This is a genomic window from Candidatus Angelobacter sp., from assembly GCA_035607015.1.
In the GTDB taxonomy this organism is placed as follows: domain Bacteria; phylum Verrucomicrobiota; class Verrucomicrobiia; order Limisphaerales; family AV2; genus AV2.
In genome coordinates this window covers 1-22,688 of the sequence record DATNDF010000111.1, presented here as the reverse complement: position 1 = coordinate 22,688, position 22,688 = coordinate 1, and the positions used below count along the sequence as shown (strand labels likewise).

Sequence of the window (22,688 nt, the reverse complement as noted above, 5' to 3'; positions counted from 1 at the left end):
GCACCCGGGTCAGCAACGTTGTGGTTGATCTATTCGGCACATCAGGCGCTGGCGATGGTGCGGCCGACACTGTCATTGTCAACGGGACCGGCACGAATGACGTCATTACTTTGACCGGCTCAACGAACGGAGTGGACGTACTTGGCCTCGCGGCAACGGTCACCGTCGTCGGCGGCGAGCAAAGCCTCGATGAACTCGTCATCAACGCGCTCGCCGGCGATGATGTCGTGGATGCTTCCGCAGTTCAGGCGGGATCGATTGACCTCACGCTCAATGGCGGTGTCGGCAACGACATGTTGATTGGTGGTCAGGGAAACGATTTGATCAACGGCGGCCCGGGAGCTGACACCGCCTTTGGCGGGGCGGGCGACGACACGTTCGTATGGAACCCGGGTGACGGAAGCGATGTGTTCGAAGGCCAGGCCGGCCAGGACACCATGCTGTTCAACGGCGCGAATATCGACGAATCCGTGGATCTGTCCGCCAACGGCCGGCGCCTGCGGTTCACCCGCAACGTGGCCACCATCGTGATGGACTGCAATGAGGTCGAGTCTGTCCTGTTCACTGCCCGCGGAGGCGCTGACGCCATCACGGTCAACGATCTGACCGGAACCGGTGTCACCAATGTCAGCCTGGACCTAGCCGGCACTCCGAACTCGGGTGTGGGCGACAACGCGGCCGACACCGTCATTGTCACGGGCACGAGTAGCAATGATGTCGCGACCATCACCGGGACACCGGCGGGATTGAGTGTTGTGGGTCTCGCTGCGACGGTGAACATCACCGGCAGTGAGCCGGCTCTTGATCACCTCATCGTCAAAATGCTGGACGGCGACGACGTCGTGGTTGCGACAGGCCTTCAAGACGGCGTCATCAAACTGACGGTTGACGGCGGGCCCGGTGACGATGTGCTGACCGGCAGTGCTGGCGGCGATGTGCTGCTCGGCGGCGATGGCGACGATGTGCTGAATGGTGGTCCTGGGACCGACGTGCTCGACGGCGGTCCGGGAAATAACGTCCTGATTCAGTAGCCCGCGCGCACTCAATTCAAGCGACCCATTAGGTGTGCCCGGGGCGGAGGATCTTGTCCTCGCCCCGGGCGTCGGTCACTTCCACCGTGAAAGCTCACGCCAAAGATTCCACCTCGCGCCATTCTTCACAACGCTGACAACGATCAACCTTTCGTGATCAGCGAATAACCGGACTGCCCCCGGCAGTCACATCGAAATCTCGCTGGGTCCTTTGTCCCATTCATATCCGGCCGCCCGTCTGTCAGTTTAGGAATGGCTATGAATACGATCCGCTTGATACCACCTCAAATCCGACGGCATTTTCTGAAGCCCGCCGGAATGGTGAAGCAAATTCCGCTGACGATGATTGTTTTCGTCGGTGTCACCGCTGGCCGTGGACTCCGCCCATTCACAATTCGTGCTGACGCCCGTTCCCGGCCTGCCGGCAATTTCCGACAGCGCGGTGGCGTGGGGTGATTTCGACAACGATGGTTGGCTGGATTTTGTGATCACCGGTCTGACCAACTCCCAATCAAATAACATGAAAACCATCATTCACTTTCTCCGGTTTGTTGCATTAACCATCCTGGCCGTCGCCAGCTTCGTGGCTTCTGTTCGCGCGCAGGAAATATCCCTTCCCGACCCCGGCCTGAACAGCGCGATCCGCGATGCGTTGGGAAAGCCCGCCGAGCCTTTGACTGAACAGGACCTGCTCAGCCTGACGAACCTGAACGCGCGCAATCGGAACGTGAGCAGCATTGCCGGGTTGGAATCCGCTCGAAATCTGGTGGTGCTCGATCTCGAGATCAATCATCTCACCAACGTCTCCGTTCTGGGCGCGTTGACAAACCTGACCACGCTGGACCTCAGCATCAATCCGCTGACCAACTTTTCCCTTCCGACCGGGCTGACGAATCTGACCTCGCTCACCATCGAAAACGCATCGCTCACCAACCTGACCTTGCCCGCGGGACTGACCATGCTGACCAACCTCGATCTGGAGAACAATTTTCTCTCCGGTTTCGATCAGCTTTCGGACCTGACCCGCCTGGTTGACCTCGATCTCGGCTTCAATTCATTCACCAATTTCTCTTTGCCAGCCGGGCTGACGAATCTGAGCACGTTCTATTTTGCGGGCAATCCGCTGACCAGCGTCACGCTGCCTCCGGACTTGGCGGGCATGACCGAGTTGAACCTGTCGCAGAACTTGCTCACCAGTTTCACGTTGCCCACCGGGATGACGAACCTGATCGAGCTGGATCTCGCCTTCAACCAACTCACGAATCTCACTTTGCCCGCTGACCTGCAGAACTTGGCCGAGCTTGATCTCGAATTAAACCGGTTGAGCCATCTCGATTTCTTGTCGAACCTGACGAACCTGGAGATTCTCCATCTGCGCTCGAATCAATTCACCAACTTCACTCTGCCCGCGGGGCTGACCGGACTCACCTATCTCGACGTAAGCAAAAATCCGGTCGGCAGTATCACGCTGCCGGCGGGTCTGAATCGCTTGACCAATCTCCGCATTTCCGAAAACACGAACCTCACCAGCCTGACCCTGCCCGTGGGCATGACCAACCTGGTTGGATTGAACCTGACCGAGAATCAACTGACCAATCTTGTGTTGCCCTCGGACCTGTATCGCTTGGAGTCGCTCAACGTCGGGGGAAATCAACTCGCCAGCCTGACCCTGCCTGCGGGTCTGACCAATCTGGTCGGACTTTTCGTCGTCGGCAATGAACTGACCAGCCTCACACTTCTTCCCGACATGACGCGGTTGAGCGACTTTGGCTTCCTGGCCAATCCGTTCACGACAATCGTTCTTTCCGAACAGACCGCCACGAATCTGGCCGATGATGTCGCCGCGCTGCGCAATCAGGGCGTCTCGGTCTCCACTTATCCGTTGACGATCCAACTGATCCCGCCCCGAAGAACACCGGACGAAACGTTTGAAGTGTCATTGACCGGACCACCCGGCATCTACGCGCTGCTTGCTTCCACTGACCTGACCGTCTGGAGTGAACTTGGCACAGCGACCAACCAACTCGGCAGCGTTCGCTTCACTGACCTTACAGCCGTTGTCTCTCCGCAAAAACTTTATCGCGCGCAGCGGCATAGTCCGCCCGCGAACATGGTCTTCATTCCGCCCAACACTTTCACGATTGGGACTCCCACGAACGAAGTGAATCGTCAGGCGGACGAAAGCCCGCAAACGACCGTGACCATCAGTCATGGATTTTGGATTGGGAAATACGAAGTGACCCAGCGCGAGTATCTGGCAGTAGTTGGATCGAACCCGAGCGGGTTTCCCGGCGATCTGGACCGGCCGGTGGAAAGTGTGAGCTGGCTCGATGCGACGAATTATTGCGCGCTGCTGACGCAACAGGAACTCGCGGCCGGACGCATTCCGGCGGGCAGTCACTATCGCCTGCCGACCGAGGCCGAGTGGGAGTGCGCGGCCCGCGCCGGCAATTCGACGCGGTTCAGTTATGGAGACGATCCCAATTTCACGGAGCTGGCCAACCACGCCTGGTATTCGTTCAACGCTGGCTTTGGAACGCATCCGGTCGGGCAGAAGCTGCCGAATCCCTGGGGACTGTACGACATGGAAGGAAACGTTCTAGAATGGACACTGGATTGGTACGGTCCGTATCCGGGCGGATCGGTGACCGACCCGCAAGGTCCTGCCTCGAACGCGCAGGGCGTCAAAGTCATTCGCGGCGGCGCGTGGGATGCATTCGAGTCCGATTGTCGGTCGGGTCGGCGTCTGACCGAGGGTGTTAGCCCGTTTATCCACGATTTCATCCTCGGCTTCCGCGTCGTGCTCGTCACCGAACCGTGATGAGCTCAGGTGGACCGCGAATAATGCCTCAACGCGAAGGAGTGTGAACCCGGAGCGTGTGGGCAACGTTTCTTTTGCGCCCGCGAACCAGTGACATTACCTCCGACGCTTCGCTTTCGTGAAAGCGTCAGGCATCAAACGCCTTCTTTACGCCGGCAGCACACCGGGCTACAATACGCCCGCTATGATCGTTCCACTCTCGAAAGTGCAACTGCGACGGGACGAAGACGGCGTTTGGATTGCCAAATCGCCCCTGCTTCCCGGCTGCCACGCGCATGGACGCGACCGCGGCGAAGCCACGCTCCGCTTTCAACAGGCCGCCAAGGTTCATCTGGAAGCGTTGCTCGAAACCGGACGCCCCATCCCGCCCGCCTTTCGCGACAAGTTCGTTCTCGCCGCCTGACCCGTGGGCAAATATCCCTCTTGGAACTGCCGACAGTTGGAACGGCGACTCCGCGAAATCGGTTGTGAACTTCTTCGCACGGCAGGCAGCCATCGCCATTACTCCAACCCGTTTCGGCCTGACCGCCTCATCACCTTCGCGTGGCATCCCGGCGACGTGCCACGCGGCATCATTGCCGACATCATTGAAGACCTCGGCATCACGCGCCACCAATTCTATTTCGGAAAATTCTGAATCCCGCCCGCGAATCAGCGACATTACCTTCGACGCTTCGCCCGGTGAACACCTCCGGCATTTTTCTTACCGCAGATTACGCGGATCTCGTCTGGCACGGTGCCACCACGCCGGAGGTTGCACGCGAAGCGACATGCAGTTTTCCCCACCCGATTTCCGGTCGGGCTATGTGCCAACAATCGCGTCGAATTCCTTATCCGTGAAAGCCGGCATCGTCTGCGTCTGGACCGCGCCGTAGCTGGCCAGTTCCGCCAGGCAATGCAACGCCTTCTTTTCCTGGTCAGCGGTGATGACGAGCACTCCGTCATAGGCGCCCAGCGTCCAATACTGGCCTTCAATCTTCACCCCCGCATTGGCTGCGGCCTTGTCGAAGCTCCGCGCGCGTTCGGTGGACTTTTTGATTTCCTTTGCGCCCTTCTCCGTGAACTTGATCAGTGCAATATATCGAGCCATAAGTCTGTCCTTTCGTTTGAATACAAGCTTTGCGATTGGCATCGTAACCCCGGCCCGATAGCCATAGCTACCTCGATATTGGCGCTTATTCGACATTTCTTGGTGTAAAAATGGCCGCCTTGCGATTGCTCCCGCGCGCGCGAATCCGCGACATAACTTTCACCCGGTGAACACCTCCGGCATTTTTCCTAACCGCAGATTACGCGGATGAACGCGGATACCGACGGAGCGCGCTTCTGCATCAACGGTGGGGCGAGCGTACTCGCGAACCGTGTAGCGTTGGCGCTGTGCGCCAAACGATTCGAGCCACAGGCTCGACGCTACAGTGTCGGCTCGTCGCCTCGCCCCACGTGCCGCGGCTCACAGAGCCGCGCTCCAGTTAACCGTTCAATGCCCGTTGAATCTTGCGGGTGCAAACTTCCGGGCGCTTGGCCAGTTCATGCTCCCAGATTCGCAGCACGCGCCAGCCCGCCCGCCGCAACAGGCGCGTGACCAGCGCATCGCGTTTCATGTTGGCGGAAAGTTTGCGACGCCAGAACGCGCGACCGGTCCGCCCCGGCCCGCCTTTCAGCGACGCTGATTTGTTCTGCGGCATGGAACTCTTCTTCAACCACTTCATCGGATTGCAATGCCTGGGACAGCCGTGCCAGAAACAGCCGTCCACGAACAGTGCGAGTTTGAGTTTCAGAAAAACAAAGTCGGGGCGGACGGTGAGCTGAGAGTCGAACATTGAGCGTTGAGAGTTCCGCCGCGGCTCTCCCTCTCCGCGTTTCCCTCGCCCACGGGAGTGGAAGAGGGTGGCCAAGCCGGGTGAGGGTTGTGGGGAGTTGTCACTCTTTTGCGGAGAGGGTCGGGGTGATGTGCGGATTTGGATTTGCCTCCGCCAGCCGGAAATTCCATTCGCGCGCAACAGCCGCGCCAGCGCCAGTTCCGTGTCCTTGTTCCCGCGACTGCGAATCCGCGACATCACCTCGAAACGTTTTGCTTTGGAAAAGACATCCGCCATAAAGACAAAGCTTTGACGCGAATTACGCCAATTGCCGCGAATTCAAATTGCAATTCCCTGTCCCCGCCAGACGGGGAGAGGGCCAGGGTGAGGGACTTTCGGCCACAGATGAACACGGATGGACACAGATTCCGACGGAGCGCGGGTCTCCGACCCGCAGCAACTTTGGCGTTTCGTTGGAGATTGGGTGTTATCAAAGTCTCGCGCGTTGCGGGGTGCTGCGGCTCACAGAGCCGCGCTCCTGTAGCGTCGCTCTGTGAGCGACGACAATCGGCGGTCACAGACCGCCGCTACAAATTTGCGCGGCTTCATGCGGTCTGCTTCCGCCGCACGAACTCCACGAATTCCGTCACGCTCAACATGCCTTTCAGTTGCGCTTCACCCTCTCCGCCTCGTTCGGGGAGAGTCCGACGCCACCCTCGCCCATCGGATGGGAGAGGGGCTGGGGGTGAGGGCATCGGGCGAGGTGTCGAGTTCGAATTCAACCACGGCTGGACTCGGATGAACAGGGATGCGAAAGGAGCGCGACCTTCAGGTCGCTTCAACTCACGAACTATGGCGGGCATTCGATTCAAATCACGTGTGACAGTACTCGCACCGTGAAGCGGCGTGAACGCCGCGCTCCACGCCAGCGGTCTTTGCTGGTGGACTTCACGCCCAACATGACCAGCAGCGCGGCGTTGAACGTCGCGTCGTGATACTCCCGCTCGCCGGGGAAAATGAAATCGGGTTGATTGCTGGCCTCCGTCCGCGGTTGCGGCGTGAAGCGCAGCGCGACGACTTGAACCAGAAACACTCATAACTCCGATCTAAAGCTGAGCTAGGTTGTCCCGCGTTAACGGACGAAATTCCGCTTTCGGGATCTTTACCACCGAAGCGCTCATTCCACTCATTCCTTTTCCACCGCCTCGCTGAACCCATGAGGCATTGTCTGGCACGGAATAGATGTCGCCGTGCGGTCGTTCGTGGAAGTTGGCTTCATAGGTGATCTGCGTTATCTCGTTCCAGTCGGAGGAGAAGACGCATTCGCAACCCGCGCGCTCGAAGGCGATGCGGAAGCCGCCGATGCCACAGAAGAGGTCAATGAATTTCAGCCGTGCTGTAGCGGCGCTCTGTGAGCGCCGTTCGTCCGCTTCCCGGCGGTCACAGACCGCCGCTACAGTGTAAGGCGGCGGGTCTTCTTTGATCGTAGCAGCCGACGTGAGTCGGCTCTGACTTCTCTTGCCAGCTGGCCTTTGAGTGGGCTGATGTCCGCTGCCGCGGGATTTGGATTTCCTCCTCACACGTCCACTCCTTTGCAGAGTTCAGCCGTGGTGAGGTCCAGCGCTTTGGCCAGCTTGGCGACGTTTTTGATTCCCAGATTGCGCAACCCGCGCTCGATTCCGCTGATGTAGGTGGGATCAAGGCCCGCGCGCTCGGCGAGATTTTCCTGGGTGAGCTGTTTCGCTTCGCGCTGGCGGCGGACGTTCAGTCCCAGGGTGGCGAGGATTCCATTGCGTTTCGGCATGACTGATAGTCCATGCCAAACGCGGAGAAAGGTCTATGGACGATCAGCCAGGTTGAGAGAGAAGCGATGGAAGGAAAAGATTCGACACCTCACCCCGATCGAGGCGGAGTGGCAGAAGCTCTTGTGCGATCTGTGCGTTCCTTTGAGGTGATTTCATCCGTGTTCATCCGTGGCTAACGGGCTTTTCCTTTCTGCTTCGCGTGAGCTTGTTCCGGCAAGGTTGTCTGTTGTTGCACCGTGAAGAACCGCGTCGCGTTCCTGTTGTGCCTCGATATCGCCATGCTGCTGCTGGTGGTCGTGCTGGAGTGCATCAATTTCACGGGGCTGCGATGGCATCAATGGCTCGGCTTCGCATTTTGTCCGGTGGTGTTGTGGCACGTGGTCCTGCAGTGGCAATGGTTCATCACGCAGTTTCGGCGGATGCTGACGCCGGCGGCTTGGCGCGTGCGGGCGAACGCGGGTTTGAATCTGCTCCTGCTGGCGCTGATGGGGGCGGTGTTGTTCTCGGGCGGGTTCGTGTCGGCTCAGGGCGTGGAGTCGCTGGGCGAAAGTTTCGGGCGGGTGCGCATCTGGAGCGAGGTGCATGGGTGGTTGAACGTCGCCCTGGTCGTGTTGGTGGGTCTGCATCTCGGGCTGAATTGGGACTGGTTGATCGCGGCGCTGCGCCGTCGTCGGCCCGTGCGGCCGGGGCTGGAGGGAGAGTTAGTTTCCAATCAGCTTGCGAAGTCCCTTCACACCGTCCCTCTTCCCACCGGATGGGGAGAGGGTGTCCGAAGGACGGGTGAGGGGTCTGTCGTTTCCCTCCCGAAATCTATTTGGACAAAGGCTGCGCGATCGCTGGGACGCGCGGTGACAGTTCTGCTCGTGGCGTCGGTGGGTGCGGGCGCGGCGTACTTCTCCATGAAGGCGGTGTTGCTTCAAAAAATGCGCGTACGGGTAGAACGCGAACGGACCGTCGTCGCGAGCGGAACAGGACGTGAGAGGCACCAACCCGCACCGCGCCCGAGCGAACCGGCGAGGAATTCTCTCATGCCACGCGATCGGCAGGCCGAGCCGGAGCGGGTGGGGCAGTTGGCGGGAACGCTCGCATTCGCGATGTTCGTGGCGGTCATTGGCCGCTACGTGTTCCGGTTGCGGTTGTGAAAACATGGTGGTGCACATCGCGCCGCGATGTGGATCTTTAGGCCCATCCACGAAACCGATGCGGGACGGAAGTCCCATTGTTGGTTCGCCCTGCACCGTGCAAGCCTGCTTCGATGAAACCTATATCCTATGCTCGTGTCCACCGGATGCGGCGGCTGATCGTTGCGGACGGACTCAGGTGTTTCTCCGGAGTCAGGGAGTCTTGCAGCATTGTTCGCCCCATCCGTCCGCTTGCTCTGACGCTGATGGCGTTGATCAGTTTCGCAACTCCGACCCCGGCGCAGGAAGTTTCCGTCCCCGATCCAAACTTGGACGCCGCCATCCGCGAGGTGTTGGGAAAACCTGCCGGACCATTGACGCAACAGGACATGCTCGGCCTGACAAACTTTGGCGCGGTCTTTCGGAACATCACCAACGTGCAAGGGCTGGAAGCGGCCCGGAATCTGGTTTCACTCGATCTCCAGGACAACCGGATCACGAATGTTAACATCCTCACCAACTTGACCAGGCTGGTCCTTCTCGACCTCGGTGAGAATCGATTCCCCGAGTTCACGCTGCCTCCGGGGCTGACGAATTTGGCCAAGCTTCGCCTCGAATCCGGCGTGCTGACGAATCTAAGCCTGCCGGCGGGACTGACGCAGTTGACCAATCTGAGCGTTGGTTTCAATCAACTCACCAGCCTGACGTTGCCCGCCGACATGACGAACCTGATTCTTCTGAGTGCCTTCCAGAATCAACTCACGAAACTGACGTTGCCGTCGAAGCTGACAGACTTGAACTGGCTTGATCTCTCTGACAACCAACTCCGTAGTCTCAACCTGCCCGCAGGCCTGACGAATTTAAGTTTCATCGCGCTCGACGGAAATCAATTGACCAGCTTCACCGTGCCGGTGGACATGACGAACCTGTCGGCTCTCCGAATTAACGACAATCAACTCACGAACCTCACCTTGTCCGCGGGCTTGAATCATCTGAGTCTTCTGGTTGCTTCCGGCAATCAACTCCCCAGCCTCACCTTGTCACCGGGCCTGACCTCGCTGGCTTTTCTTGAACTCAACGGCAATCAACTGACCAACCTGACTTTGCCTCCGGACATGCAGCAGTTGACCGGTCTTTTCATAGCAGACAATCCGCTGACGACGTTTGTCCTGTCCGAATCGCTGGCGGCCACGGGAATGGCCAGCGTTGTTGACGCTTTTCAGAATCAAGGCATCCCCGTGTTCACTTATCCGCTCGCAGTTCAGTTGGTCCGGCCACTAATGTTGGTTGGCTCATTCAAATTCGGAATCACCGGGCCGCCCGGGGACTACATGATCCTTGGCTCCACAAATCTCGCAACCTGGAGCGCGGTGGGCGTGGCAACCAACCCACTTGGCAGCGTCAATTTCCACGATGTCACCACCAATGCCTCGCCGCAGAAGTTTTATCGCGCGCTGCGACAAGACCCGCCCGCGAACATGGCGTTCATCCCGCCCAATACTTTCACGATGGGCAGCCCGACCAACGATTTCGACAGCAGCATTAACGAACGTCCGCAAACCACGGTGACACTCACGCGCGGCTTTTGGATCGGTGAATTCGAGGTGACCCAGGGCGAATACCTGTCCGTCATGGGCACAAACCCAAGCGAATTCCCGGGTGATCTGAACCGTCCCGTTTCGAGCGTGACGTGGTTCGACGCGACCAATTATTGCGGAATGCTCACGCAACGGGAACTCGCCGCGGGACGAATTCCGCCCGGCAGCCGGTTTCGTCTGCCAACCGAAGCCGAATGGGAATACGCCGCGCGCGCCGGCACAACGACGCGTTTCAGTTACGGAGACGACGCTCCGAATTACACCAGCCTGGCAAATTACGCGTGGTTCTTGGATCTTGGGCATCCCGACCTGACCGTTCACGCCGTCGGGCAGAAGCTTCCCAATCCGTGGGGATTGTACGACATGTATGGAAACGTCTGGGAATGGTGTCAGGACTGGTACGATTCACTGCCCGGCGGAGTGCAGATTGATCCGACCGGGCCTCCCGGTCCTGTTCAATTTGACGAGAAGGTCATGCGCGGTGGTGCTTACGACTATCCCAACTCATCCTGCCGATCCGCGTCGCGGTTATTTCGTCCCGCCAACCAACCCGATTCCGACCTCGGCTTCCGCGTCGTGTTCGACCTTGGGCTGTAAGGATCGTCAAAGCTGCGGATCCAAGGTGGGACGGAAGTCCCCTTGCCGGATATCCGCAATCTGCGAAACTCATCGCATGTATAACAAAGAAAACCTGACGAAAATAAAGAAGATGAACGAACTCGCGCCGGAAGTGATGAAGGCGTTTTGGGCGTTCGACAAAGCCGCCGTTGCCGATGGAGCAATTCCGGTGAAGTACAAGGAATTGATTGCCGTCGCGGTCGCGCTCACCACCCAATGCCCGTACTGCATCGACATCCACAGCGGCAACGCGCGCAAGGCCGGCGCCACTGACGCCGAGATGGTCGAGGCGGCGATGGTGGCTGCATCCCTGCGGGCTGGAGCGGCGGTCACCCACGCGACGCACGCGCTGCCCAATTGAACCAACTTCGCCTGACGCCGGGATGAAACTGTTGAGGCGCCCGCGCGTGGTTGCCTTGCCAACGCTCGGACCCGCTTGAGCGGGCGGCGAGCCCGGAAGGGGAAACATCTTCCGTGTGTGGTGTCCGCCCCTTCCGAAATTTTATCGAACCGGCGTCAGGTGGCGCTTCCACAAGCACAACACACCACCGCCATGCTCGAACTGAGACCCACTTGCGAGAATTGCAATGCGCCGCTTCCGCCCGCGTCCACGAACGCTATGATCTGCACGTTTGAATGCACCTTCTGCCGCTCCTGCGTCGAAAACGTCCTGGACAATGTCTGCCCGAATTGCGGCGGAGGGTTTTGTTCCCGGCCTGTCCGGCCGAAGAACAACTGAAAAAATGGCGACTATCTGGGCGCGTATCCAGCCAGCACAACCTTCAGGTATCGTCCCGTGGACGCACGGCTTCACCGGCAATTCGCCGGAGCAATCAAATCAATCCCGCCGGAGCTGCGGTGACGCCGGGCGATGCAGATAACCATTTGGCACGCGCTTGAGAGTTGCAGTGCGCGCTGAAGAACCAAAGCAACTCAATTGACAGACCGGAAAAAACCATGCCGCTAATGAATGTAAAAATGTTGGAGGGCGTTTTCACGCCGAAACAGAAGCAGGAGATGATCAGCAAGCTGACAGACACGATGGTATCCATTGAAGGCGAGAACATGCGTCCCGTGACGGTGGTGATTCTCGAAGAGGTCAAGAGCGGTGACTGGGGAATCGGTGGCAAATCTCTCACGACCTCCGACGCAAAAGCGCTTGCCGCGGGCAGCTCGAAAGGCTGACGCCCGGCCACGCGCAGCCGATCCCGGCACGGCGTCGCGAGGACCATTGCAGGCCATCGGCCGGAAGCCGGCCCGCGTTATTGAACGGATCAACCCGATGCGAACGGCGAAAAGGCGGGAATGAAAATCGGAACATTGATACACGACCCTTCCGTAGTCGCGGGTCCCGGTTGAAGCCCGGCGCATTGCCGGTGGCAAGGCTGCGATTCAGTTCTCCACCCGCGCGCCGATGAGCGCCAGCTCGGCCAGTCGATCCATCGGTTGGTGGGCCGACCACATCATGCCGCGAAACACCAGCAGCCGGAACAGCGGATCGTCAAACGTCCATGTGAAGTGGCCGGGAATGCACACAAAGACGCGGCCCGGCCCTTGTTCGCGGGTCCATGCCAGCGGCCTGGCGGCGTTTTCCTCGACGCCACGCGCCAGGACTCGAACATTTTTTTCGTCGCCGACAAGGTTCCAATAGCTTTCGTCCACCAATTGGAAGTTGTCGAAGCCTGACGTCAACGGGTCCGGAGACAGCTGCAATTGAAGCGGCCCGTGGCGGAAGCGCGATTGTCCGCCTCGCCAGGCCAGGCCAATGCGCTGGCTTAACGCTTCAACGGCTTCATGTCCGTCCACGGCGTAGTGCAGGAAGGCCAGGCCGCCGCCACGACCGAGAAACTCGTCCAGCTCCTGCGCGCGCGCTGCCGACCATCCGGGATTGTCGGAATAGAATACAACGAGGTCGGCGCCATGAAACTGACCGGGCGCCGGCCAGCCGAAGGCGTCGTCCACTGTGATCTTGTCGGCGAGCGCGAGCAATTTATGCCAGCGCTTCTGCCACAGGGGATAGTCGTGTTCGCCCGGGCCATGGTCTTTCGGCCCGGCCACCAGCAGGATGTGCAGGGGCTTCGTCGTGTCCCGACCGGCGTCGGCGACCTGCTTCAACACCGCCCCGACCTCGACGCGGGACCGCGGAGCTGGCGGATTAGGCGCCTCAACCTGCGCGGTCTCCAGCGGCGCCGTCAGCAGGAACGTCAGCAAATCTTTCATTTGTTGCGCGCTCAACGCCCGGTCAAGCCCTTCGGGCATGAGCGAAACGGGCGAAGGATTTGCTGACACGATTTGTTTTTTGTAAATCGTCACCGGCTGGCCGGTGACGAGGCCGACAACAACCTTCTCGCGATCGTCGCCTTGCAAGACGCCATTGATCGTCTCGCCGTTCGTCAACTGAATCGCGTAAGCGATGTGGTCGGGATTGATCGCCGCACTGGGCTGGCGGATGTCCCGGAGGACCGATTCATAGTCGCGATGCACGAGGTTGGACAGGTCGGGACCGATGGTTCCACCTTCGTCGCGCACGCGATGGCATTTATGGCAGGCGACCGTGTCTCCAAAAAAAATCCGCCTGCCCTCGGGCCAGTTCCCTCCGGCCAGCTCCGGGATCTGCCGTTCACGCCCATCCCGGGTGTCGTCGGGCTTCACCGTGGTCCAGGGCAGGAGAATGCGGCGCACCGGGAGCGCGCGCGGTCGGGCATCCTCGGTCGTGTGATAAGCGACCTCCAATTGCGGGGAGGTGTTCCCGGTTGCCAGGGTAATTTCCAGCGGGAGCCATTGGCCTTCCTTCGGCGAATGTTCGATGACGGCTTCGTACGATCCGCTTGCGGCGCGTTTCGCGTTGATCAAACCGGCCGGTGTTTTCACGGACAACGGCGAAGCCGCGCGGAAAACGACCGTGACCCGTTCATCCGGGAGCGCGTAATCGAGAACCGAACCGGGTTGAATGGCGGGCCGCAGCATTTGCCAGAGATCAAGTTGTGCCCGCAACTTCAATTCGCCCGCCCGGCTCATCAATTCCCACAGGCGATCGTGTGTGGGGCTTGCCACCGTGAACGCGCGCGCAGCGACAAAATCGAGATGTGGCAGCCAGCCGGACCAGGTCTGCTGCCTGTCGCCTGACTCCCACTGCGCGTCGGCGCCGGCAGGCTCGATGAGCAGGTCGGTTTGGGCGGGCTCGGCGCCGGGCGGAGAGAGCCCGGTTCCGAAGCGAGGCAACGTCACCGCGTAACGCACGGCTTCGGTGCGGGAAGACGTTGTCACGATCAACACGCGGCGGTCCGGGGTCACGTTGACCGCCAAAACCGGAATGTCGTAGCGCGGCGCGGCCAGTTGATTTTGAACAGCCTGATAACCCGGGCGCAATGTCTCGAAACGATCGCCGGCGGAGACGTATTTGCCCTGCGTGAACGTGATCTGAGTGACAAGGTTTTTCAGCTGCGCGGGATCAAGCGGACGATCAAACTCGATCCGGCTCTCCGTGGGACTCGCCGCCCAGGCGAGCACCGGTTGTGGCGCGTCCTTGTCGGAATAATGTATTCTATAGAGCCTGCCCTTGCCGTCCGGTCCGCTACCCCAGTCTGGTCCTCCGCTGTGCGTGCTTACGAGCAAATCGCCGGCCGGAGAAACGCTGGCGTCCACCGTCAACGCGTTCAGGCAGGCAAACAGTTGGGTTTCCGCGACGTAACCGGCGGCGGTCTTCGCGAGTTTGGTGTGCCAGAGTTTGCCGCGCGAATAGCCGGAGACGATGGCGTCCCCGGCCCACCATTCCGGGCCGAACGTCGGGCCGCCGTTCACGCGTTCGTTGAAGTTCAGTCCGCAGGTGGATTGATGTTGCGGCCCGTAATCGAAAACGCTCGGTTCATCAATGACGTCGGGCAAAAACCTGGGATGACGCGGCGGAAAACCGTAATGCCTCGCCGGTTGAATCTGCAGCAGTTCATCGAAGGGATTCCCGTTCGGCAGCCAGGTGGCGCCTTCCTGGTCCGTGCAGAACAGATCGCCGGCGCGATTGAAGGCCATGCCGACGGAAAACCGGACGCCTGTGCAAACGATTTCGCGCTTAGTGAAATCGGGCGTCACTTTCAGAATCGTTCCGCGTTCGCTTTTCAAATCGTAGCGTGCCCGTCCGCTGTCGCGGTCAATCAGGTAAGGGTTCGTATAATCGGCCGCGCCAAGGCCGAAATAGACGCTGCCGTCCCGATCCACCGCGATACCGAGCGCATCCACACCGTGGTGCAACTCCTCCCAACCGTCGGCCACAATGATTTCCTGGTCCGCCACGTCGTCGCGGTTGGTGTCCACGATGAGCGAAACCTTTCCTTTTGCCGCCACGAAAACGCCGTTGCCCCGGGCGTAACCGGGCGGCGTAAGCGCCATGCCAATGGGTGCGCGCAACGTCGGTTTGTCCCAAAACAGCCCGGCCCTGTCCTCCAATCCATTGCCATCAGTGTCGCTGAGCAGAAAAATCCGCCCGTTGTAACCGAGGGCAAACAGTTTGCCGTCACCGCGATACTTCAGGTTGTTGATATTGTTCAACCGCAGTGGCAATTCACTCACGGTGAATCCCGGCACGAGCACCTGCACGGGTGGCGGATTGGTGACGGTGACGAGCGGCCGGGTTTTTCTTGAATCGGAATCCCGGGCCGCATGTTTACGGGCGAGGTACGCCTCCACCTTCGCGCGTTCGACGCTGCCGAGCACTCGATCGTAAAGGAGCGCCTCGTCGATGTCTCCGTCGAGGAAACCTTGAACAAAGGGGGGTTCGGCTTCATTCGAGTAGCTGCGCGCGCCCACCGTCAATTGATCCGTTCGCAGCGAGGAGGACGCGCGGCTGCGCGCATGTTGCGGCACGCCGTCGATATAAAGCTGCGTTCCTTGCGGCCCGGGTTCTGTGGTCAGAGAAACTGTGTGAAACGTGGCGAACGGAAATGCGTCGGTCATTGCGTTTATCGCCCCACCAAAACCGCTGCCCTCGGGGTTCAACGTCTCGAAGCGGGCCGACGCTGTTGGCCCCAGATCAATCGTCAGGCCGGTCTGGTAATCGTTTCGGCCCGTTTCATTCATCGCCAGGAACCCGCGGAAACCGCCGGCATTGGAGTGCGGCGACGCGAAGAGGACCAGGGTGGCATTGGTCAATCCGGGGCCGGCGATTGACGCGGAGAGATAATCGTCCTGGCCATCAAAGCGAATCGCGGGACCGGCCGTGCCGAGCTTGAAGCGCGGACGAAAACTCCGGACCTGTTGCTCAACGTGATGGACTCGACCGGAGCCGTCGTGCCAGATGTCCACCGCGGCCCCATCGAAGAGCATCGGGAGCCCGAGCGCCTGCCGCGCTTCGTTTTCCCGCGTGGCATCGAGCCACAGCACCAGACCCTCCTTCACCGGAAGTCCCGCGTCACTCCAGGGCTCGACGCCTGAAAGTTGTCCGGCGACGACGATCGTTGCCAGCACGCAAAGAGGGGCTTTTGATCTGCGTTTTTTGCGAAGCTGAAGACTGGTGGCCATTGCACAAATCCGCGGGTCGCGTCGTTTGTAACAACGCCAACAAGCGTTGTCACCGCGAAACGCTGAACGACGAATCCGGCGCGTGGTCCGATCAGTGCCTCCTTTGTGTCGAAATTCGCCGGACGTCCCGCTCCTCTTCGATGCGAGCAGCGGCGAGTGCCCGGCACTTTGATCTTCACCACGGGTCGCGATGTCGCCGGCCTTTCCGACAATCCGCAGGTTTGAGCTTGAGAGCCGGCAGCCGGCAATTTAGCATCAATCCATGTTCACCCCGAAAAGACGTCCGGGTCCACGGCGGCCTGGTTGCGGCAGGCGTGCTCTGTTTGCCTATGCAATTTTCACCTCTGTTCTGTCGCTGCTTTTGAGCCCGGCGGTTGTCGCGCAGGTTCCGCTGCGGAAGACATTGCAGTCCGCGCCGTTCAAGATCGCCTACGAAACCTACACCAACGACAACTGGGAGATCTTCGTCATGAACGCGGACGGATCACACGCCTTGAACCTCACCCGCACGCCCAACGAGCACGAGCATTACCCGCAGGTGTCGCCCGACGGAACGAAGATCTGTTTCTCGGTGGATGCAGGGGAAGGCCGGGACACAATCCGGAGTCTCTTCGTGATGGACGTGGACGGCGGGAATCGGAAGAAGCTGGTGGACCACGCGCGCGAACCCTTCTGGAGCCCGGACAGCAAGGTCATCGGATTTCTTCCGCAAGAGTATCCCAAATTCAATGTCATCGATTACTACACGCAGGGAATGAGCTTTTACGACCTGAACACCGGGAAGATTGAAGCGCACGTCAACAGCACGAACCTCCACCATCTCTACAATCCCTGTTTTGCCCCGAACGGCAAATGGATCGTGGCAACCGTGCACGCTGGCATGGGCGTCAGCCACGCAATTCTGCTGATTGCGGCGCACGGAACAAACATCATCAACTTGAACATTCCCGGTTGCCGCCCGTGCATCAGCCCCGACGGGAAACAGATCGCCTGGGGTTCCGGCGATCATGAAGTGGACGCGGCGCCGATCGATCTGGACTCGGACTCGCCCGTCGTGGGCACGTGGCGGCTTCGCATCCAGGACAAAACCAACGAGACTTATCACGTGGACTGGTCTCCGGACAGCCGGTTTCTGAGTTTGAGCCGAGGGCCGGCGAGCAAGGGCGATCCAACCAAACGGGGAACATTCCAGTCCGCCTGCGAAATCGTCGGCGTTTACGCTCCGGGCTGGAATCTCTGCGCGGTGTCAGCGGAACGCGAGGGAATCCTCGATCTCAACCAGGCCACTGACGCGGATTTCACGATGCTCACAACAAACGGACTGAGCAACAAGGAGTCGGCGTGGTTTCGGTCGAATCCGAAAAAGGAGAGCAAGCGGTGACGCCGAAGGCCTGTTGCGGCACAGCTCTCGCCGTCGTGGTGCTCCTGTCCGCTTGCGGAAGGTCCGCGCCTGATTCCGCCGGGGGAACAAAACCGGAGGACGCTTCCGCCAATTCCAGATCAGAACGCGGCGAACCCGCGGAAATTGTCACGTCCTCGGGTGTGGCCATGGTTTCCTTGCCGGGCGGCGAATTCGTCATGGGCACCGACAAAGGCAATCCTGACGAAGCCCCGGCGCACAAGGTGAAGGTCAGCGCGTTCCTGATCGACAAATATGAGGTGACGCATGAGATGTTCACGAAGGTTCAATTGCCGAACCCGTCGCACTGGCAGGACAACCCGAAGAAACCGGTGGAGCGGGTCCGTTGGCGCGACGCCAAACAATACTGCAACGAGCGTTCATTGCTCGAAGGTCTGAAACCCTGTTACGATGAGAAGACCGCCGACTGGGATTGCGATTACGCGGCGAACGGCTATCGCCTGCCCACGGAAGCGGAATGGGAATACGCCTGCCGCGCCGGCGCCGAAGGTCCCTACGATTTCGGACAGCCCGACAAGCTGCGGCAGTACGCATGGTTTGCGGACAACGCCGGGGAAAAAACCCACGTCGCCGGCGAGAAGAAGCCGAATCGATGGGGAATCTTCGACCTGTACGGAAACGTGTCGGAATGGTGTGAAGATGTTTACAGCCCGACCTACTATAAGGAAAGTCCGCCGGTTGACCCGCGCGGGCCGCCCAACCCCGGCAAGGATGTGCAGCGCGTCATGCGCGGCGGTTCCTGGAAGGCGAGTGCCGACATGTGCCGCGCCTCGTTTCGACAGGGCCAGCGCACCGGCGACAGCGACGCCTGTTTTTTCACGGATTACTGCGGCTTTCGCTGCGTGCGGCGGGCATCGCCGGACGAACTGCGGCAGTTGAAAATCAAAGCGAAATGAATCGTTGCATTGCACGGTGAACCGGCCGTGCGCTTTCGACAAATGAAGACACGAGCCACAACGCTGTTCCCGTTTGTGCCGTCGGGACCGCAGTTCCAGACGGCCCTCGAGTTCTTCGCCGAACTGGGTTTCGAAAAGGAATGGGAACATGACGGCCTGGCGGGTTTGCGATTCGGCGGCGCCTATTTCATGCTCCAGCGCATCGACGTGCCCGAGTGGCAACGCAATCAAATGATCACGTTCGAGGTCACCGACCTCGACGCTTACTGGTCGGAACTGGAAGTGAAAAAACTGCCGGACAGGTTTGCCGGCGTGAAGTTCCGCCCGCCGACACAGTTCGCCTGGGGCCGGGAGATCCACATCATCGACCCGGGAGGAGTCTGCTGGCACGTTCGCCAAAGTCGCGGTTGACACCGAGCAGCCAACGCCGCCCCCATGCTCTTTCACACCTGGACCTTCCTGATATTCCTGTTGGTCGTGTTGCCGGTATTTTTCGCATTGCGGAAAACCCGGCTGTGGCTGCCCTGGCTGACCGTCGCCTCTTACGTTTTCTACGGCTGGTGGAATCCTTACTACCTCTTTCTCGTTCTCTACTCCACGGTTCTGGACTTCTGCCTCGTCGCGCTGATGGATCACTGCCCGCGCGAAGGGCGGAAGGTGGACGTGTCGGCGCGCCTGACACGTTTGCGGTTCAATAACCGCGTCCTGAAAGCCGCGTTCGTTGGCGCGGCGCTGGCGACACTCGGGGTTCTGTGTTTTGCGGTGGCCGGACCGAAGACGCTGCGGCCCGCGATGACCGCGTTGGGCATGCTCGTGTTTCTGATGGCGCTGGGCGCTCTGTTCAGCAGCCGCCGGATCTGGCTCTTGATCAGCCTGGTCAACAATCTTGCGCTGCTCCTGTTTTTCAAATACGCCCGCTTCGCCGTTGAAAACGTCAACGACCTCTTCGCCTGGCTCCATGTAGCGGCCAAATTGCCCGATCCTTCCACGCTGATGCCTTTCGGCTTCGAATACCTGCTCCCCGTCGGCATCTCGTTCTTCACCTTCCAGTCGCTGAGCTACACGATCGACTTCTATTTCGGCAACGTCCATCGCGAACGGAACTTTCTCCGTTTCGCGACCTTCGTTTGTTTCTTTCCCCAGCTCATGGCCGGGCCGATCGAGCGCGCCCGGCATTTGCTGCCGCAGTTCAATAAATTCCCCGAGGTCCGGCTGCAAAACTTCACCGACGGCGCGTCGCTCTTTCTGGTCGGGCTGTTCAAGAAACTGGCGCTGGCCGACTTCCTTTCGTTCTACGTCGAGCGGGTCTATGAAAATCCGAAGGCGTTCGGCGCGCCGGCGCTGATGCTCGCAACCGTCGCCTTCGGGTGGCAGATCTTTTTCGACTTCAGCGGCTACACGGACATGGCTCGCGGCGTGGCGAAGCTGATGGGCTTCCATCTCATCCTGAACTTCAACAATCCCTACCTCGCCGCCGGCCTGGGCGAATTCTGGTCGCGCTGGCACATCAGCCTGTCCACCTGGTTCCGCGACTACGTCTATATTCCCCTCGGCGGGAACCGTGGCGGGACCTTTAACACCTACCGGAATCTGCTCATCACCTTTTTCATTTCCGGCATCTGGCACGGAGCGAACTGGACCTTCGTGATCTGGGGGACGCTGCACGGTCTGGGCGTGGTCGTCACCCGGGAATTGGAACGCTCCGCCTTTTACCGCGACCGCGTGCCCCGGCTGCTCAAGCAGGCCGGCGTGTTTGTGTTCGTGTCCTTCACCTGGATTTTTTTCCGCGCCGGATCGCTGAACGACGCGCTGCTCATCGCTGGCCGCATATTCACGGCGGCCTGGCACGATCCGCAGATTCCCGCGCTGATGATCGGACTGGTGGCCCTGGTCTGGCTTTACCAGTTTCTCTACGAATCGAGGTACAGGGACGTTCTGAAACTCGGACTTGTCCGCGTGAGCGTCGCCGCGTTCATGGTGCTTTACCTGTGTCTCTGCGCCTCCGGCGGCGGCGCGTTCATCTATTTTCAATTCTAAATGGCGGCCGCAAAAACAACCGGGATTCCGGAGACGCCCTTTGTGAACGAAGTGCGGCTCACCGCCCGGCAATGGGCCGCAACCATCGGCATCCTGGCGGCCGTTGTGTGGCTGACCCCGGAGCTCTGGAAAAAACTCGAGCGTTTCGAGCCCGGACCCGATTACCGCATCCCTTACGCGCTCAGCAAGGACTACTGGCTCTATGAACGGCGCCTTCAACGGATCGCTCCGACAAACGTGGTGGTCCTCGGAGATTCTGTGGTGTGGGGTGAATACGTCCGGCCGGACGGCACCCTCTCGCATTTTCTGAACGAGCAATGCGGCCAGCCCGGACGATTCGTGAACGCCGGCGTGAACGGTCTGTTCCCGCTCGCGTTCGACGGGCTCATCCGCCACTACGGCGGATCGCTGCGCCATCGCAAGGTCATTCTGCATTGCAACGTGCTTTGGATGAGCAGTCCGAAAGCGGACCTGAGCGCGAAGAAGGAAGAGCGGTTCAACCACGCCGATCTCGTGCCGCAGTTCTTCCCGCGCATCCCTTGCTACAAGGCCGACCTGAACCATCGCCTGGCGGCCATCATCGATCGGCACTTCACCTTTGCGGAATGGTCAACTCATCTGCAAATCGCTTACTTCGACCAGAAGAGCATTCCGAACTGGACACTCGCAGACGACGGCGCCGACCCGCCTCATTATCCGAACGCATACAAGAATCCGTTCGCCCAAATCACGCTGGCGGTCCCGACCGAGCCGGCCGTCGATCCCGACCGCGGCCCCAACAGCCCCCGCCACAAACCGTGGTCCACCACCGGTGAAGGCTCGACCCGCTTCGAGTGGGTGGAACTCGACCAATCACTCCAGTGGGCCGCGTTCCAGCGATTGGTGAAATTGCTTCAATCACGCGACAACGACGTGTTCGTGGTGGTCGGGCCGTTCAACGAACACATCATGGCCGAGGAAAACCGTCCCGCGTTCCGGCGACTCCGCGACGGTGTTGTTGACTGGCTGACACAAAATCACGTCGAACACGCCGTGCCCGCCGCGCTGCCCAGCGCTCTCTATGCCGACGCCAGCCATCCGTTGACGGAAGGTTATCAACAGCTCGCGAAAGATCTCTACGGCGATGCGACCTTTCGGAACTGGGTGGACGCAAGATAACTCCGAGGCTGTAAGTCACCGCGTGAGGGCACACGGCCTACAGCACCTGTAGGCCGGGTCCCCCTTGACCCGGCGCTGCTGAACGAAGGCGCGCCGTCTCTCCTGAAAACTCGGCGGTGGCGCCGACCTTGACGTCCTCGACCATGAGCGGTCGTTGAAGCCGACGTATTTTCGAAACCTCACCTCCCCGTTCAAGGCGGAGAGGGAGGAGCCGGTGCCGAATTGCGACATCACCTGGCTTTCGAGAATCTTTCGCAACTCGATGTTCATGCGGACTTGGTGGCGTTGCGTTTGACCCGATAGAGCACCGGATCTTCGGCCAATGCGTCGGCTTTGCTCGCCGAGTCGGGTTCGAGCACCACGCGCACGCGGGCGTGCAATGCTCTGGCCACGCGGCGGAGCATGCTGAGTGAGTGTCCTTGGTAGCCGGGAGATTCCAGCCGGCTGATTTGTTGCTGGGTGGTTTTCAGACTGCGGGCGAGTTCGGCTTGCGAGAGGCCGGCTTGCTCGCGCAGGGCGGCAAGTTGCAGGGCCACGTCCCACGCCTCGCCCGCTTGTTTGAAGCGCGCGGCGAAGGCGGGGTCTTCCATCTGTTCCGCCAGGTATCGGTCAAAGTTTGTCTTCTTCATGTCGCGTATCTTTTCTGCCAGTCCCGCATTCGTTCACGCGCCGTGTCGAGGTCGCGGGCCGCGATGGCCTGGCCTTTGTTGCGAATGCCATGAACAGCCACGATGCGGCGGCCCTTCATAAAGAACCACAGCACGCGCGTGTTTAGCTTGCCAACGTGCCGGAGTTCAAACAGGCCGTCGCCGAGCGCCTTGGTCAACGGCTTACGGTGATACTGACGGTTCCGCAGCTTCGCGAGTCCAGCCA

Annotated in this window: 20 protein-coding genes and 2 pseudogenes; 14 read left to right on the top strand and 8 right to left on the bottom strand. The window is 60.0% G+C overall.

The window, feature by feature from the left end; translation table 11 throughout:
• The 4 genes from VN887_04745 to VN887_04730 form a co-directional block, all read left to right on the top strand.
• The coding region (locus VN887_04745) for a calcium-binding protein (protein HXT39312.1) at window positions 1-1,031 on the top strand (1,031 nt) is incomplete at its 5' end.
• A gap of 346 nt (window positions 1,032-1,377) precedes the next feature.
• Window positions 1,378-3,852: an SUMF1/EgtB/PvdO family nonheme iron enzyme gene (locus tag VN887_04740; protein HXT39311.1), complete on the top strand. Its 2,475-nt coding sequence runs from the start codon at window positions 1,378-1,380 to the stop codon at window positions 3,850-3,852.
• A 118-nt stretch (window positions 3,853-3,970) separates the two neighbouring features.
• The gene (locus VN887_04735; protein ID HXT39310.1) at window positions 3,971-4,255 is read left to right on the top strand and encodes a type II toxin-antitoxin system HicB family antitoxin; all 285 of its coding nucleotides are present in this window, start codon (window positions 3,971-3,973) and stop codon (window positions 4,253-4,255) included.
• A 36-nt stretch (window positions 4,256-4,291) separates the two neighbouring features.
• Window positions 4,292-4,489 (top strand): type II toxin-antitoxin system HicA family toxin, encoded by a 198-nt coding sequence (locus VN887_04730; GenBank protein ID HXT39309.1) that lies wholly within the window; start codon window positions 4,292-4,294, stop codon window positions 4,487-4,489.
• Between the two features lie 165 nt (window positions 4,490-4,654).
• Here VN887_04730 and VN887_04725 read toward each other — a convergent pair whose 3' ends face one another.
• The 5 genes and pseudogenes from VN887_04725 to VN887_04705 all read right to left on the bottom strand — a co-directional run bounded on the left by VN887_04725 (window position 4,655) and on the right by VN887_04705 (window position 7,455).
• Window positions 4,655-4,942, bottom strand: coding sequence for a GYD domain-containing protein (locus VN887_04725; protein ID HXT39308.1), 288 nt, complete (start codon window positions 4,940-4,942; stop codon window positions 4,655-4,657).
• Window positions 4,943-5,321: 379 nt separating this feature from the next.
• On the bottom strand, window positions 5,322-5,672 hold the full coding sequence (locus VN887_04720) for a DUF559 domain-containing protein (GenBank protein HXT39307.1): 351 nt from the start codon (window positions 5,670-5,672) through the stop codon (window positions 5,322-5,324).
• Between the two features lie 847 nt (window positions 5,673-6,519).
• Window positions 6,520-6,744 (bottom strand): type II restriction endonuclease, encoded by a 225-nt coding sequence (locus VN887_04715; GenBank protein ID HXT39306.1) that lies wholly within the window; start codon window positions 6,742-6,744, stop codon window positions 6,520-6,522.
• A 148-nt stretch (window positions 6,745-6,892) separates the two neighbouring features.
• Window positions 6,893-7,042, bottom strand: a pseudogene (locus VN887_04710) (DNA cytosine methyltransferase).
• Window positions 7,043-7,227: 185 nt separating this feature from the next.
• Window positions 7,228-7,455 (bottom strand): helix-turn-helix transcriptional regulator, encoded by a 228-nt coding sequence (locus tag VN887_04705; GenBank protein ID HXT39305.1) that lies wholly within the window; start codon window positions 7,453-7,455, stop codon window positions 7,228-7,230.
• 237 nt (window positions 7,456-7,692) lie between these two features.
• Here VN887_04705 and VN887_04700 point away from each other — a divergent pair, with 237 nt between their 5' ends.
• The 5 genes and pseudogenes from VN887_04700 to VN887_04680 all read left to right on the top strand — a co-directional run bounded on the left by VN887_04700 (window position 7,693) and on the right by VN887_04680 (window position 11,978).
• A complete protein-coding gene (locus VN887_04700; GenBank protein HXT39304.1) occupies window positions 7,693-8,598 on the top strand; it encodes a DUF4405 domain-containing protein in 906 nt (301 codons plus the stop codon).
• A 245-nt stretch (window positions 8,599-8,843) separates the two neighbouring features.
• On the top strand, window positions 8,844-10,772 hold the full coding sequence (locus VN887_04695) for an SUMF1/EgtB/PvdO family nonheme iron enzyme (GenBank protein ID HXT39303.1): 1,929 nt from the start codon (window positions 8,844-8,846) through the stop codon (window positions 10,770-10,772).
• Window positions 10,773-10,848: 76 nt separating this feature from the next.
• Window positions 10,849-11,154 (top strand): carboxymuconolactone decarboxylase family protein, encoded by a 306-nt coding sequence (locus tag VN887_04690; protein ID HXT39302.1) that lies wholly within the window; start codon window positions 10,849-10,851, stop codon window positions 11,152-11,154.
• A gap of 192 nt (window positions 11,155-11,346) precedes the next feature.
• A pseudogene (locus tag VN887_04685) lies at window positions 11,347-11,655 on the top strand (DUF1272 domain-containing protein).
• A gap of 95 nt (window positions 11,656-11,750) precedes the next feature.
• Window positions 11,751-11,978, top strand: coding sequence for a 4-oxalocrotonate tautomerase family protein (locus VN887_04680; protein HXT39301.1), 228 nt, complete (start codon window positions 11,751-11,753; stop codon window positions 11,976-11,978).
• A gap of 207 nt (window positions 11,979-12,185) precedes the next feature.
• Here VN887_04680 and VN887_04675 read toward each other — a convergent pair whose 3' ends face one another.
• Window positions 12,186-16,304 carry a ThuA domain-containing protein gene (locus VN887_04675; protein HXT39300.1) on the bottom strand — a complete coding sequence of 1,373 codons (4,119 nt, stop codon included), beginning with the start codon at window positions 16,302-16,304 and terminating at the stop codon, window positions 12,186-12,188.
• Window positions 16,305-16,566: 262 nt separating this feature from the next.
• Here VN887_04675 and VN887_04670 point away from each other — a divergent pair, with 262 nt between their 5' ends.
• From VN887_04670 to VN887_04650, 5 genes are all read left to right on the top strand, one after another.
• Window positions 16,567-17,685: a hypothetical protein gene (locus VN887_04670; protein HXT39299.1), complete on the top strand. Its 1,119-nt coding sequence runs from the start codon at window positions 16,567-16,569 to the stop codon at window positions 17,683-17,685.
• Window positions 17,686-17,852: 167 nt separating this feature from the next.
• Window positions 17,853-18,620: an SUMF1/EgtB/PvdO family nonheme iron enzyme gene (locus VN887_04665; protein ID HXT39298.1), complete on the top strand. Its 768-nt coding sequence runs from the start codon at window positions 17,853-17,855 to the stop codon at window positions 18,618-18,620.
• A gap of 42 nt (window positions 18,621-18,662) precedes the next feature.
• Window positions 18,663-19,031: a bleomycin resistance protein gene (locus VN887_04660; protein HXT39297.1), complete on the top strand. Its 369-nt coding sequence runs from the start codon at window positions 18,663-18,665 to the stop codon at window positions 19,029-19,031.
• A 24-nt stretch (window positions 19,032-19,055) separates the two neighbouring features.
• Entirely contained in the window at window positions 19,056-20,657 is a 1,602-nt protein-coding gene (locus VN887_04655) for an MBOAT family O-acyltransferase (GenBank protein ID HXT39296.1), read from the top strand.
• Window positions 20,658-21,815 carry a hypothetical protein gene (locus VN887_04650; protein HXT39295.1) on the top strand — a complete coding sequence of 386 codons (1,158 nt, stop codon included), beginning with the start codon at window positions 20,658-20,660 and terminating at the stop codon, window positions 21,813-21,815.
• A 266-nt stretch (window positions 21,816-22,081) separates the two neighbouring features.
• Here the strand turns inward: VN887_04650 and VN887_04645 are convergent, their stop codons facing one another.
• Window positions 22,082-22,444 (bottom strand): helix-turn-helix transcriptional regulator, encoded by a 363-nt coding sequence (locus VN887_04645; protein HXT39294.1) that lies wholly within the window; start codon window positions 22,442-22,444, stop codon window positions 22,082-22,084.
• On the bottom strand, window positions 22,441-22,688 hold a 248-nt coding region (locus VN887_04640; GenBank protein ID HXT39293.1), incomplete at its 5' end, for a type II toxin-antitoxin system RelE/ParE family toxin. The genes VN887_04640 and VN887_04645, both read right to left, overlap by 4 nt.